This is a genomic window from Stenotrophomonas sp. LST15-1-1.1 (assembly GCF_040815575.1).
Classification (GTDB): domain Bacteria; phylum Pseudomonadota; class Gammaproteobacteria; order Xanthomonadales; family Xanthomonadaceae; genus Stenotrophomonas; species Stenotrophomonas lactitubi_B.
In genome coordinates, this window is the sequence record NZ_JBFPNJ010000001.1 from 1,327,430 (window position 1) to 1,340,479 (window position 13,050).

General features: G+C 65.5%; 10 protein-coding genes. 7 read left to right on the forward strand and 3 right to left on the reverse strand.

Annotated elements, in window-relative coordinates:
- Window positions 1-164: 164 nt before the first annotated feature.
- Window positions 165-1,775 (forward strand): MASE1 domain-containing protein, encoded by a 1,611-nt coding sequence (locus MRBLST15_RS06195; RefSeq protein WP_265952110.1) that lies wholly within the window; start codon window positions 165-167, stop codon window positions 1,773-1,775.
- Window positions 1,776-1,892: 117 nt separating this feature from the next.
- Here MRBLST15_RS06195 and MRBLST15_RS06200 read toward each other — a convergent pair whose 3' ends face one another.
- Window positions 1,893-2,330 carry a hypothetical protein gene (locus MRBLST15_RS06200; protein ID WP_265952114.1) on the reverse strand — a complete coding sequence of 146 codons (438 nt, stop codon included), beginning with the start codon at window positions 2,328-2,330 and terminating at the stop codon, window positions 1,893-1,895.
- Between the two features lie 269 nt (window positions 2,331-2,599).
- Between MRBLST15_RS06200 and MRBLST15_RS06205 the strand changes: the two genes are divergently transcribed.
- The 3 genes from MRBLST15_RS06205 to MRBLST15_RS06215 all read left to right on the forward strand — a co-directional run bounded on the left by MRBLST15_RS06205 (window position 2,600) and on the right by MRBLST15_RS06215 (window position 6,122).
- The gene (locus MRBLST15_RS06205; protein ID WP_414716138.1) at window positions 2,600-4,135 is read left to right on the forward strand and encodes an MASE1 domain-containing protein; all 1,536 of its coding nucleotides are present in this window, start codon (window positions 2,600-2,602) and stop codon (window positions 4,133-4,135) included.
- 96 nt (window positions 4,136-4,231) lie between these two features.
- A complete protein-coding gene (locus MRBLST15_RS06210; protein WP_265952115.1) occupies window positions 4,232-5,575 on the forward strand; it encodes a diguanylate cyclase in 1,344 nt (447 codons plus the stop codon).
- Between the two features lie 85 nt (window positions 5,576-5,660).
- Window positions 5,661-6,122 (forward strand): bacteriohemerythrin, encoded by a 462-nt coding sequence (locus tag MRBLST15_RS06215; RefSeq protein ID WP_025875341.1) that lies wholly within the window; start codon window positions 5,661-5,663, stop codon window positions 6,120-6,122.
- Here MRBLST15_RS06215 and MRBLST15_RS06220 read toward each other — a convergent pair whose 3' ends face one another.
- Together MRBLST15_RS06220 and MRBLST15_RS06225 are read right to left on the reverse strand one after the other, a co-directional pair.
- Window positions 6,123-7,403 (reverse strand): MFS transporter, encoded by a 1,281-nt coding sequence (locus MRBLST15_RS06220; RefSeq protein WP_346558380.1) that lies wholly within the window; start codon window positions 7,401-7,403, stop codon window positions 6,123-6,125. It abuts the gene before it with no gap.
- Window positions 7,404-7,618: 215 nt separating this feature from the next.
- Window positions 7,619-9,115, reverse strand: coding sequence for an aldehyde dehydrogenase (locus MRBLST15_RS06225; RefSeq protein WP_367785474.1), 1,497 nt, complete (start codon window positions 9,113-9,115; stop codon window positions 7,619-7,621).
- Window positions 9,116-9,274: 159 nt separating this feature from the next.
- Here MRBLST15_RS06225 and MRBLST15_RS06230 point away from each other — a divergent pair, with 159 nt between their 5' ends.
- From MRBLST15_RS06230 to MRBLST15_RS06240, 3 genes are all read left to right on the forward strand, one after another.
- Entirely contained in the window at window positions 9,275-10,627 is a 1,353-nt protein-coding gene (locus MRBLST15_RS06230) for an aspartate aminotransferase family protein (RefSeq protein WP_367785475.1), read from the forward strand.
- Window positions 10,628-10,690: 63 nt separating this feature from the next.
- The gene (locus tag MRBLST15_RS06235) at window positions 10,691-11,575 is read left to right on the forward strand and encodes a plasmid replication/partition related protein (protein WP_099819997.1); all 885 of its coding nucleotides are present in this window, start codon (window positions 10,691-10,693) and stop codon (window positions 11,573-11,575) included.
- An 83-nt stretch (window positions 11,576-11,658) separates the two neighbouring features.
- Window positions 11,659-12,945 carry a DUF445 domain-containing protein gene (locus MRBLST15_RS06240; RefSeq protein WP_367785476.1) on the forward strand — a complete coding sequence of 429 codons (1,287 nt, stop codon included), beginning with the start codon at window positions 11,659-11,661 and terminating at the stop codon, window positions 12,943-12,945.
- Window positions 12,946-13,050 lie beyond the last annotated feature (105 nt).

Consider the following 13,050-nt stretch of genomic DNA (forward strand, 5'->3'; position numbering starts at 1 on the left):
CGAAAACTGTGAAACTCGTCGCCGTCGGTATTCCTGTGATGACTTCCTCACTTGCCGGGCCGAAGGCTGAGGCGATTGCATAATGGAACGCGTGTCGATACCGTCGGTGAGAACCGGGTCCCGCGGCGAATGGATGCTGACAGGGAACGTACTGTGAAGGGGTAGTGCGATTGAACTGGTGGAATGAAGGCCTGCAGCTGAAGTTGCGCATCCATCCGGCAGGACTTGCCTTGGCTGTGCTGTACGCGATTGCCTGCTGGGCCACACGGCAGCTCTCGCTTGATCAGTTCTATCTTCCCGCCGGCGTACGTGTTGCCGCGGTACTGCTCTGCCCGCCTCGGCTTTGGCCCTATCTGCTGCTCGGTGAGTACGCCTATTTCGCGCAGATGCGTGTGCCGATGATTGATCGGTACGGGTTGACGTGGGTCATTCTTGGCTCGGCGTTCCAGATGCCGGTCGTCATGACGATCGTCTATCTTCACCGCAACGTGATCTCGGCAGTAAAGAATGCCTGGCTCATATCGGTTGCTGCATTCGCCGCAGTATCCGTCACGCTGATCAACCTTCTTCTTGCAAATTTCCTCTGGCCAACACCACCTGATTTCCCGCTGTTGACCGGCATCGTCCGCTTGGTGGTGGGAGACTTCATCGGCATCCTGACGTTCGCACCACTTGTGCTGCTCTGGTCGCGAGGGAAGGCCGAAGTGCAGGTCCGGAAGCGTGACGTCGCACAGATGGCTGGGGCTCTTGCACTGATGGTCGTGTTCGGCCTGTCAGCTGCGGATGTGCCTGCTGATGCAGTGACGACGAAAGTGTCTCTGCAACTTCTCATGGCACTTCCTGCGGTCCTTCTGACATGCGTGTATGGATGGCGGGGCGCCGCCATCGGCGTGCCCACCCTGAACATGATCATCGGCCTGACTACGCCCGCCACTCACCCGGAGTCGTTCGACCCTGCGTCATTCGCTACCCAGCAGATCATGGCCGTCACCGGCGCAGCGCTGCTCATACTTGGCTCCCGGATCACCCACTATTATCGGCGCTACCGACTCCGGGAGGTCGGGGAGAGAAATGCCATAAGACTCGCGCGGAGCTCACATGTTGCCAGTGAACTTGACCTTCGCGAACGTGCGTTGCATCTACGGAAGCTGGGTGATGGCATTGATCACGCGCTTGACGAGGTGATCAACTGGCTATCAGCACAGGGCCATCTTGCGATTGCGGAAAGCCTTGTGCATGTGGCATCGATCCATTCGCGCCAGCTCCGCGAGCAGACAAGCATGATCTACCCGACTGCTCTGGAGCACCTCGGACTCTACGTTGCCTTGAGAGCAGGAGGAGTTCGCGAAGCGTGGGAGAAGACGGCCCGTGTCGCCAATCCGGCGTTGCTCGGCGACCCCTGCCAACTCAGTGTCGGTCTGCAACTGGCCGCCTACCGCACGGTGATCGACGCGGTGTCATTGCTGATCCAGGGTGAAGCAGGGCAGATCCACGTACGGGCACGCTGCGGACGGATCGGTTCGCATCGTGGAATCCTGATGACGGTTTCACTGCTGGATCAACAACGAACCCTCTCCGATGCGACTGTCGCCGCAGCCATGGAACGTTTGGCCGGGAGAACGCTCGCCTACGGGGGCGCGCTGAAATGCACCCGGAATCGCATCGTGCTGGCAATGAAGGAAACGGGCACGGCCGCCCCTCTGGATGTTTTCTCGCCAAATGGAAGAAACAGCCTTTCGGGATTCGAAGCGGATGCCTCACGCGCGAAGGCGTGAATGACAGCACCCTCCGGCTTCTGATTCCGTAGCAGGCATGTACCGCCACCGGTATTGGAGCGGAAACGTGCAAGCGGCTTTAGCCGCCTGCACGTCCAGGATCCTGAAGCACGAGTACTACGGTGCTTCAACGGACCAGATGTCGCCATCGGTGCTCGCGTAGCGCACCAGTACCACATCCTGCGCACGATAGACCTCAAAACGCCGTGCCGAAGCCGGAACAGTGAGTCGCTGACCGGGAAGCGAAACACGCGCCGCAGACTTGCCCGCGGGCAACGCAAAGTAAGCATCACCGGCGTTGCCGATGATCACCTTTACCTGCCCGGCCAAATCGTTGACCTGCAGATAGACCACGCCATCGCGCTGGAATGCGTACACCTGCCAAGCGGGATCGGCGCTGATGTCTGCAGCGGCGGGATCGGTCTCACCGAGCCCTGCGGTCGAGACTGCGGCGCTTGCCAAGGGCTTGCCGTGGTAGTCACCGCCTCCTCTATCACTCGCGAATACCGGAGCTGCGACGAACACTGCTGCAGTGGTTACAACACCAAAAAACATGGATCGCACAATGACCTCCTGGTCGGGGTGAGAGCAAACAACTTCGCAACGATAGTAACGTCTTCCCGCAGCAACGCAGTGATGGCTGGATAATCCGGACGATTTAGTCCCATATGTGCACCCTATGTCCGCGTGCCATGTCCTTTGCAGAAGAACATGGGGTGCCGATTGCGTCCGCACTCATCCGTGGATAGTGTCAATTCCCGGGCCAGCGGTAGCTGAGCGATGGCAAGGTGGGGTTTTTGGACCGATTGAAGAATGCCTTCGAGATGAGCTTCCGCCTCCGGCCGGTCGGACTTGCGCTGGCCGCCGTCTACGCAGCCAGCTGCCTCATCTCACGCCAGTTCTCGCTGGACCAGTTCTTCCTGCCAGCGGGTATCCGGGCGGCTGCGCTGCTGATCGTCCCGACGCGCCTGTGGCCCTATCTACTACTCGGCGAGTACATCTACTTCGCCAAGCTGCGCCTTCCCATGATCGATACCTACGGCCTGGACTGGGTCATCCTGGCGTCGACGCTGCTGATGCCGATGGCGATGCTGGTGATCTATCTGCATCGGATGAGAACACCATCCGAGGCAGCCACCGGCCTCTGGCTGCTGTCGTTGTCGCTATGCACAGCGCTGTTGGTCCCGGGTCTCAATCTGGGCATTTCATATGTCCTCTGGTCCAATCCGCCGCCGAGCAACCTGCTGGACGCGGTCGATCGAACGATCTTCGGCCACTTCGCAGCCATCATCACCCTGGTCCCGCTGGCCTTCCTGTGGACCCTGCGGCACGCAGATCCCAGCTGGCGCCCCCGCTTTGTCGCGCCTACCTCTGTAGCGATCCTGTTGATGCTGATACTGGGGCTGGGTATGCAGCTGACAGGCACCAGCGCCCATACCGCCCGCACACACCTTGTACTGATAGCGGCCCTGCCCGCCATCGCCCTGACCTTCATGCATGGCTGGCGCGGTGCAGCCATCGCAATTCCGCTGTTGAACCTCCCGCTTCATGCCGCAACGCCCAGCACCGGCCTACCCTCCTCCTTCGACCTGGGCACGTTCGCTACCCAACAGAACATGGCGGTGATGAGTGTCGCCCTGCTCGCGCTGGGATCCAGCATCAGCTATCACCATCAGCGCGCAAGATCCCGTGGTCTGGCAGAGGAAACCACGTTGCGCTTGGCGCGCAGCTCCCACCAGACCAGCGAGCGTGAGCTGCGTGAACGAGCCATCCACCTCAAGCATCTGAGCGAGGGCATGGACAGTTCACTCGACGAGATGGTCAACTGGCTCAACTCCCAAGGCCACCATGCGGTGGCAAACAGCCTGCAACATGCGTCGTCCGTGCATTCACGGCTGTTCCGTGAACAGGCCAGCCTGGTCTATCCCACTGGGCTGGAACAGGTCGGGCTGTATGTCGCGCTGCAGGCCGGCGGTGCATGCAAAAACTGGAGCAACACGCACCGCGTGACTCCGCCCAGACTGGCGGGCAACCCTTGCCTGCTGACCGTGGATCTGCAGTTGGCCATCTACCGCACCCTGATCGAGGCGGTCGCACTGCTGCTGGAACTGGAATCCGGGCAGGTCTGCGTAGCGGCCCGGTGCGGCAACTCAGGAAGTCGCCGTGGCATCGTGGTAGTGGTCTCGCTGCTCGACCGGCGCTGCGTGCTGTCGACCCGGACAACCCACCAGGCCGTCGAACGTCTGGCCGGTCGGATACTGGCCTATGGTGGCTCGGTGCATTGCCGCAGCAACCGGCTTCGTCTAGTGCTGCACGAACCCTCCTCGCAGCTTCGAACAGCGATCATACAGCCGGCCTGAACCGATGTCCGTCGGGCCAAGTGCCCTGCCCGGCTAAAGTTACACCCGAAACCGCCGCTATCCGTGCCAAGACTTTCCCACATGAGCCACCGCATCATGCCCGTCCTGTCGCAGGCCGCTCTGGAAGGCGACCTGACCGATCCCCTGCCTCAGCGGATCCTGCTGGTGGAAAACTCGCGCGCCTTCACCGGCATGCTGCGCGAAGCCATCGAACAGCGACTGGAGCTGCCGGTGGTGGTGGCCAGCTCGCTGGCCGAAGCCGATCGCCTGCTCACTGAAGAAGGCGGCTGGTTCCTGGTCCTGACCGGGCTGGTGCTGGCCGATGGCGACCGCGACGCGGTGGTCGAGTTCTTCCTCAAGCGCGACCTGCCGACCGTGGTGGTCAGCGGCGTGTATGACGAGGATCTGCGCAAGCGCGTGCTGCAGCAGCAGATCATCGACTACGTACTGAAGAACACCCCGGGCAGCATCGACTATCTGGTCTGGCTGGTGCAGCGCCTGGAGCGCAACCGGCGCATTGCCGCGCTTGTTGTGGACGACTCGCCGTCCGCGCGTGGCTATGCCGCCGCCCTGCTGCGCATGTACGGTCACGAGGTGTACGAAGCAGCGGATGGCAGCGAAGGCCTGGCGGCGATCGAGGCGCACCCGGCGATCCGCCTGGCCGTGGTCGACCAGGAAATGCCGGGCATGCAGGGCGTGGAGTTCACCCGCCGCCTGCGCACCCTGCGTTCGCGCGACAAGGTGGCGGTGATCGGCATTTCCGGCAATACCGATGCGTCGTTGATCCCGCGCTTCCTGAAGAACGGCGCCAATGACTTCCTGCGCAAGCCCTTCTCGCGCGAAGAGTTCTTCTGCCGTGTGTCGCAGAATGTGGACCAGCTGGAGCTGATCGGCACGCTGCAGGACCTGGCCACCCGCGATTTCCTCACCGGCCTGCCCAACCGCCGCTGCTTCCTGGAACAGAGCCAGCGCCAGCTGCCGCAGCTGCAGCTGCACGGCCAGTGCGTGGCGGTGGCGATGATCGACATCGATCATTTCAAGCACATCAACGACACCCACGGCCACGAGGCCGGTGACGATGCACTGCGCGCGGTCGCCCGTGCCGTTGGCGACCACGCGCGCAGCCAGGACCTGATCGCGCGCTTCGGCGGCGAGGAATTCTGCCTGCTGGTGCCGGACATGGAACAGGACGAAGCGCTGCTCTATTTCGAGGAGCTGCGCCAGCGCATCGCCGCGCTGGAAGTGGACATCGGCAGCGCCACCCTGCGCATGACGGTCAGCATCGGCCTGTGCTGCCTGCGGCCGCAGCGCGATGCCCTGCATCGGCTGATTTCCGAGGCCGATCGCCAGCTGTACCTGGCCAAGGCTGGAGGCCGCAACCGGGTCAGCTGCACCACCGTGGCCAGCCCGCTGCGCCCGCGCGAGGCTGCGCTGTCCTGACCGGCATGCCTTGATCCAGATCAACGCCGCCCCGGCGCGGCGGCTCTACAGTCGGCCCCGACATACGCATGAAGGGGAGCCGGGGATGGCACTACTGGTCTGGCAGGACGATCTGAACATCGGCATCGATGTGATCGATCAACAACACCGCCGCATCATCGAAATGCTCAACCACCTGCACGTGGCGCAGACCAGCCTGCAGCGGGCCGCGGTGGGCGAAGTGATCGACGAGGTGGTGGACTACACCATGTCCCACTTCGCATTCGAAGAAGAGCTGATGGAAGAAGCGGGCTATCCGTTCTGCGCCGCGCACAAGCGCGTGCATGAGGTCTTCATCAAGCGGGTATCGGAATACCGCATGCGCTTCCAGGCCGGTGAGGACATCAGCGACGAGCTGCGCACCATGCTCTCGCGCTGGTTGTTCAACCACATCCGCGGCGACGACCAGGCCTATGCCGAACAGGTCAAGCAGCATCTGAACCAGTTTGCCCGCGAACACCAGAGCGGCGGCTGGCTGGGCCGCACGCTCAAGCGCTTCTTCGGCTGATCAGCGCTGGCGGCGCTGCAGGGCGAGCAGCGCGCACAGGGTGATCACTGCGGTCAGGCACAGGTAGTAGCCGACCGCGACCAGCCCATAACGCTCGGCCAGCCAGGTGGCCAGGTACGGCGCCGGGGCGGCCCCAAGAATGCCCGCCAGGTTGAACGACAGCGAAGCACCGGTGTAGCGCACTTCCACCGGGTAGATCTCGGCGAGGAAGGTGCCGCAGGGGCCGTAGGTCAGCCCCATCAGGAACAGGCCCAGGCACAGGAATGTCAGCACCAGCCACGGGCTGCCGGGCTGGAACAACGGGGCGAACAGCACACCGAAGCCGATGATCAGCAGACTGGCAATGGCCATCGTGCGGCGCGTTCCCCAGCGGTCGCCGTAACGTGCCGACAACGGGATGCCGGCGGCGAAGAACAGCATCGCCACCATCTGCATCAGCAGGAACTGCTCGCGGCTGTAGCCGAGCACGGCGGTGCCGTGGCCGAGGCTGAACACCGTCATCAGGTAGAACAGCACGAAGGTGGCGAACGCGCCCAGCGTGCCCAGCAGCATCGGCAGCGGATGATCGCGCAGCACGGTCCACATTGGCAGCCGCACCGGCGCCTTGCGCTCCAGCGCGCGCTTGAAATCCGGCGTCTCGTGGATGTTCAGGCGCACCCACAGGCCCAGGCCGACCAGCAACGCGCTGGCCACGAACGGAATGCGCCAGCCCCATTGCAGGAAATCGTCCTGGCCCAGGCAGCGACCGAGCAGCAGGAAGATGCCTGCTGACAGCAGGAAGCCGATCGGTGCACCCAACTGCGGGAACATGCCGTACCAGGCGCGCTTGCCCGGCGGCGCGTTCTCGGTGGCAAGCAGCACCGCCCCACCCCACTCGCCTCCCAGGCCCAGACCCTGACCGAAGCGGCACAGGGCCAGCAGCGCCGGCGCCCACAGGCCGATCTGCGCGTGGGTCGGCAACAGGCCGATGGCGACCGTGGACAGGCCCATGGTCAGCAGCGCGGCCACCAGGGTGGCCTTGCGGCCGATGCGGTCACCGAAGTGGCCGAACACCGCCGAGCCGACCGGGCGCGCGATGAAGGCCACCGCGAAGGTCGCCAGGGACTGCAGCAATGCGGCCTGGTCGCTGCTTTCCGGGAAGAACAGGTGCGGGAACACCAACACCGCGGCGGTGGCGTAGATGTAGAAGTCGAAGAACTCGATGGTGGTGCCGATCAGGCTGGCCAGCAGGACACGGCGGGGAGAATTCACGGGTGGCGCGGCAGCGGCGATCGTCGACATCGGCAAGGCGGGTAACGGCGGATCGACCGATTCTGCCACGCTTGACGGTCCCCCCGGGGCAATGGTTTCAGGCGACACCGACGCCAACGAATTCTTTCTGCGTGGATGAATCCCACCATGCCGCCTCTACAGTAGATCCACGCCATGCGTGGATGAATCTGCCCGGCGCCAACCAAGGTTGGCGTCTACCAAAGGCAGCCGGGCGCGGCTCGACGCTACAACTGGATCCAGGTGGCCTTCATCTCGCTATACTTGTCGAAGGCATGCAGCGATTTGTCGCGGCCGTTGCCGGACTGCTTGTAGCCACCGAATGGCACCGTCATGTCACCGCCGTCCCAGCCGTTCACCCACACGCTGCCCGCACGCAGCTGGCGGGCCACGCGATGGGCGCGACCGAGATCCCGCGTCCACAGGCCGGCGGCCAGCCCGTAGCGGCTGTCGTTGGCCACGCGCACGGCCTCGGCTTCGTCGTCGAAGCCAAGCACGGCCAGCACCGGGCCGAACACTTCCTCGCGGGCCAGCGCCTGCTCCGGCCGCACCTGGTCGAACACCGTCGGCTGCACATAACAACCGCCCGCCTCCACCTCGGCACGCTGGCCGCCCAGCAGCAGCCGCGCGCCATCGGCTTCGGCGCGGGCGATGTCGGCCAGCACCTTGTCCACGTGCGCGGCATCGACCAGCGCCCCCATCGGTGCATCTGCCTCCAGCGGATGGCGGGGCTGCATGCGCTGGCCGTACGCGATCACCTGGTGCACGAAGTCATCGCGGATCGAACGCTGCACCAGCAACCGCGAACCGGCCGTGCAGACCTCCCCCTGGTTGAAGAAGATGCCCTGCGCTACGCCCTTGGCCGCCGCATCCAGGTCCGGCGCATCGGCGAACACCACGTGCGGGCTCTTGCCACCGCATTCCAGCCACACCCGCTTGAGGTTGGAACGACCGGCGTACTCCAGCAGCTTCGCGCCGGTCGCGGTGGAGCCGGTGAAGGCCAGCACGTCCACCTCCATGTGCAGGGCCAGCGGCTCACCCACGCGTGAGCCGTGGCCCGGCAGCACGTTCAGTACGCCCTCGGGCAATCCCGCTTCGGCCGCCAGTGCGGCCAGCCGCAACGCACTCAGCGGCGAGCGCTCGGAGGGCTTGAGCACCACCGAATTTCCCATCGCCAAGGCCGGCGCGATCTTCCAGCAGGCCATCAGCAGCGGAAAATTCCACGGCACGATGGCCGCCACCACGCCCGCGGCCTCGCGTGTCACCAGGCCCAGCTCGTGCGGGCCGGTCGGCGCGATTTCACCGTACAGCTTGTCCACCGCCTCGGCGGTCCAGGTCAGGCAGCGCACCACGCCGGGCAGGTCGATGCGGCGCGCATCGCGGATCGGCTTGCCCATGTCCAGCGTTTCCAGCAGGGCCAGTTCATCGGCATGCGTCTCCACCAGCGCGGCCAGTGCCAGCAGCACGCGCTTGCGATGGGCGGGGCTGGCCTGCGACCAGTGGCCTGCCTCGAACGCGCGGCGCGCCGAGGCCACCGCACGGTCCACGTCCTGCGCATCACAGTCGGCCACTGCGCCCAGTACGCGCCCGTCGATCGGGCTGATGCAGTCAAAGCGCGCGCCGCTGGCGGCATCCACATAGCGGCCATCGATGAACGCTTGCCCGGGAATCGCCACGCGGCTGGACAGGGCCTGCCAGTGGCTGCGGTCGGGGAAGTGAGTCATGGGGTCCTCCGCGTATCGACTGTCCGCCGTTATACCGACGCGGCTGCTACCGGGCCGTGACGTGCATATCCATATCCCGGTAGCGCCGGGCCATGCCTGCCGACAGATCCGTGACGCGGCTGCGCTAGAGTCACAACCATCGGACCCGACGGAGCCGGCATGAAAACCCCTGCAAGCGACCTGTACGACCTGGCCACCCAGCGCCCCGATTCACTGGACGCGTACTGGATGCCGTTCACTGCCAACCGCCAGTACAAGGGCGCGCCGCGCATGCTGGTACGTGCCGAGGGCATGCACTACGAGGACGTCGATGGACGCGCCATCCTTGATGGCACGGCGGGCCTGTGGTGCTGCAATGCAGGGCACGCGCGCCGGCGCATCGTCGACGCAATCGCCGAGCAGGCCGCCACGCTCGATTACTCGCCCGCCTTCCAGATGGGTTCGCCGCCGGCCTTCGCCCTGGCGCAGCGACTGGCGGCGCTGGCCCCGGCGGGGCTCAACCACGTGTTCTTCACCAGCTCCGGCTCGGAGGCAGTGGATTCGGCGATGAAGATCGTGCTGGCCCACCACCGCCTGCGTGGCGAAGGCCAACGCACGCGTTTCATCAGCCGCGAGAAGGCCTACCACGGGGTCGGCTTCGGCGGCATGGCATTGGGCGGGCTGCCCAACAACCGCCGCCAGTTCGGCCTGCAGCTGGGCGGCGTGGACTACCTGCGGCATACGCTGGACCTGTCACGCAATGCCTTCAGCAAGGGCCTGCCGCGCCAGGGCGCCGAGCTGGCCGACGATCTGGAACGGCTGATCGCCCTGCACGATCCCTCCACCATTGCCGCCGTGTTCGTCGAGCCCATCGCTGGATCGGCGGGTGTGATCCTGCCGGCACCGGGGTATCTGCAGCGCCTGCGCGAGATCTGCGACCAGCACGGCATCCTGCTGGTGTTCGATGAAGTCATCACCGGGTTCGGCCGGGTCGGCATGGCGTTCGCCGCGCAACGCTTCGGGGTCATCCCGGACCTGCTGACCTTCGCCAAGGGCGCCAGCAACGGCGCGGTGCCGCTGGGTGGCGTACTGGTCGGCGACAGCGTGCATGCCAGCTTCATGCAGGGTCCGCCACAGGCCATCGAGCTGTTCCATGGCTATACCTATTCGGGCCACCCGTTGGCGTGCGCGGCGGCGCTGGCCACGCTGGACGTCTACGCCGAGGAACGCCTGTTCGAGCGCGCGATCGAGCTGGGCGACTACTGGCAGGAGCGCCTGCATGCCCTGCAGGGGCTGCCGAACGTGATCGACATCCGCAACTTCGGCCTGGTCGGTGCGGTGGAGCTGGCGCCGCGCAAGGACGCCCCCGGCAGCCGTGGTTACGAGGTGTTCCGTCGCTGCTTCCACGACGGGCGCCTGCTGGTGCGCTGCACCGGCGACATCATCGCGTTGTCACCGCCGCTGATCGTGGACAAGGCACAGATCGACCAGATCACCAGCACCCTGGGCGAGATGATCCGGGCCACCGCCTGAGGCCGGGGCGGCGGTGGCGAGCGGGTACAATGGGCGGTTCCGCTCCTGCCCGTTGCCGTGCCCATGAACATCGTCGTCAAAGAAGAACTCAAGGCCTACATCGACCCGCTCACCGCGGACGAACACGAGGCGCTGGAGCGCAGCATCCTCGCCGAAGGCTGCCGCGATGCGCTGGTGCTGTGGGGCGAGGTGCTGGTGGATGGACACAACCGTTACGGCATCTGCCAGAAGCATGGCCTGCCGTTCAATACCGTGCAGAACACCCGCTTCCAGAGCATGGAAGACGTGCACCTGTGGATGATCGAGCAGCACCTGGGCCGGCGCAGCGTCTCCGATTTCCAGCGCGGCGTATTGGCCCTGCGCAAGCGCGACATCCTGTCCGCGCGCAAGCAGGTCGAACAGGCGCAGCTGCAGCGCGAAAGCGATGGCACCGCTGAGCCTGCCGACGAGGCCGGCGAGGACAGCCCGCCGTGGGAGCCGGCACCGAAGATCAGCCGTGCCGAACTGGCCCGCGAAGCCAAGCTGAGCACCAGCCAGGTCGGCATGATCGAACGCATCCACGCCCAGGCCGCGGCCGAGGTGGTGGAAGCGGTGAAGGCCGGCATGATCTCGATCAGCGCCGCCGCTGCCGTGGCCGACCTGCCGGAAGAAGAGCAGCGCGCCGCTGCCGCCGGTGGCAAGGATGAATTGAAGCAGGCTGCAAAGCGCGTGCGTGAGTCCAAGCGCAAGCCGCGCGCGCCGAAGCCGGAAACGGAGTCGCCGGAAATGGACTTCGAAGAAGCCAACGAGGATGAGATCGCCAGCCGCGATGCCGAGGTACTGGCTGCGCTGGAGCAGCTGGGCGAGGATGCCCCGGCGCTGCGCCGTCGCGTGGTGAACCTGACCCGCGAGAACGACACCCTGCGCGCACAGCTGGCCCACCTGCGCAAGCAGCTGGAAGCGTTGTAACCGATCGCGTCACGCCGCTGTAGAGCCGAGCATGGGCTCGGCTCTACAGGTAGGCGTCACCGGCCTGCGGGTAGACTCCGGGCATGACGTCTGCCATCGATCCGCGCCGCGCTCAGCTGCGGCGCCTGAAAGCCCTCGCCCTTGGCCTGTTGCTGTTCATGCTGGCTGGCTTCGCAGTCAGCCACTGGCAGGGTGAGCGCGGTATCTGGGCCTGGGTCTCGGCCTTCTGCGAGGCCGCCGCAGTCGGCGCACTCGCGGACTGGTTCGCGGTGGTCGCCCTGTTCCGGCGGCCGATGGGCCTGCCGATTCCACATACGGCGATCATTCCGCGCAGCAAGGAACGCATCGGCGACAGCCTGGCGCTGTTCGTGCGCGACCAGTTCCTGGAACCGACGGTGCTGCTGGCCAAGTTGCAGGTGTTCGACCCGGCCAGCCGCCTCGGCAGCTGGCTGGCCGATCCCGCGCGTTCCCGGATGCTGGCCGACATGGCCCGCGGCTGGGCACTGCAGGCGCTGGACTTCTTCGATGAAGCTGCGGTGCGGCGGCAGCTGCACGCCTTCGTGGTGCAGCAGCTGCGACAGTGGAACGCAGCGGCCACCGCCGGCGAACTGCTGGCCCTGCTGACCGCCGATGGCCGCCACCAGCGGGTGCTGGACGAGGGCCTGCAACGCCTGGGGCGCTGGCTGGAGCAGCCGGAAGTGAAGGAACGCGCCTCGCAGCTGATCGTGCGCTACATCCAGCGCGAATGGCCGACGCTGTCGAGCACGGTGAACTGGGTCAAGCCGATCGATGAGATCGGCGACAGCCTTGCCGAACGCCTGGCCCGGGCGGTGCTGGAAGAACTGCAGCAGGTATTGGCCGAGCCGCAGCATCCGCTGCGCCAGGATTACGAGCAATGGCTGGGCAACTACGTGCAGCGCCTGCGCGAAGACCCGGCACTGGCCGAGCGCATCGAGCAGCTCAAGCAGGAAATGATCGACCACCCTGCCCTGCAGGAGTACGTACAGGGCCTGTGGTCGCGCATCCAGGCCAGCCTGCGCGGCGATCTGCAGCGCGAGGATTCGGCCCTGGTCGGCCATGTGCAGCGCAGCCTGGCCTCGCTGGGCGACAGCCTGCAATCGGACCCGGCGTTGCGCGAGGCGTTGAACCAGCACCTGCTGGAAGGCGCACAGCGCCTCACCGGGCGCCTGCGCGAGGGTGTCACCACCCACATCGCGCAGACCGTGAAGAGCTGGGACGAGCGCCACCTGGTCGAGCAGCTGGAACTGAGCGTGGGCCGCGACCTGCAGTTCATCCGCTTCAACGGCACCCTGGTGGGCGGATTGATCGGGCTGCTGCTGCATGCCGCCACGGTGCTGTTCCGGTTCTGAGATGGGTTGCCGGCCGGGCTGCGCCCGGCACCCGCAGCGGCAACATCAACAGCCGAAGCAAACAGCAACAGCCGGATTCCGTGAGATGGCGGGGTGGGTCCGGTG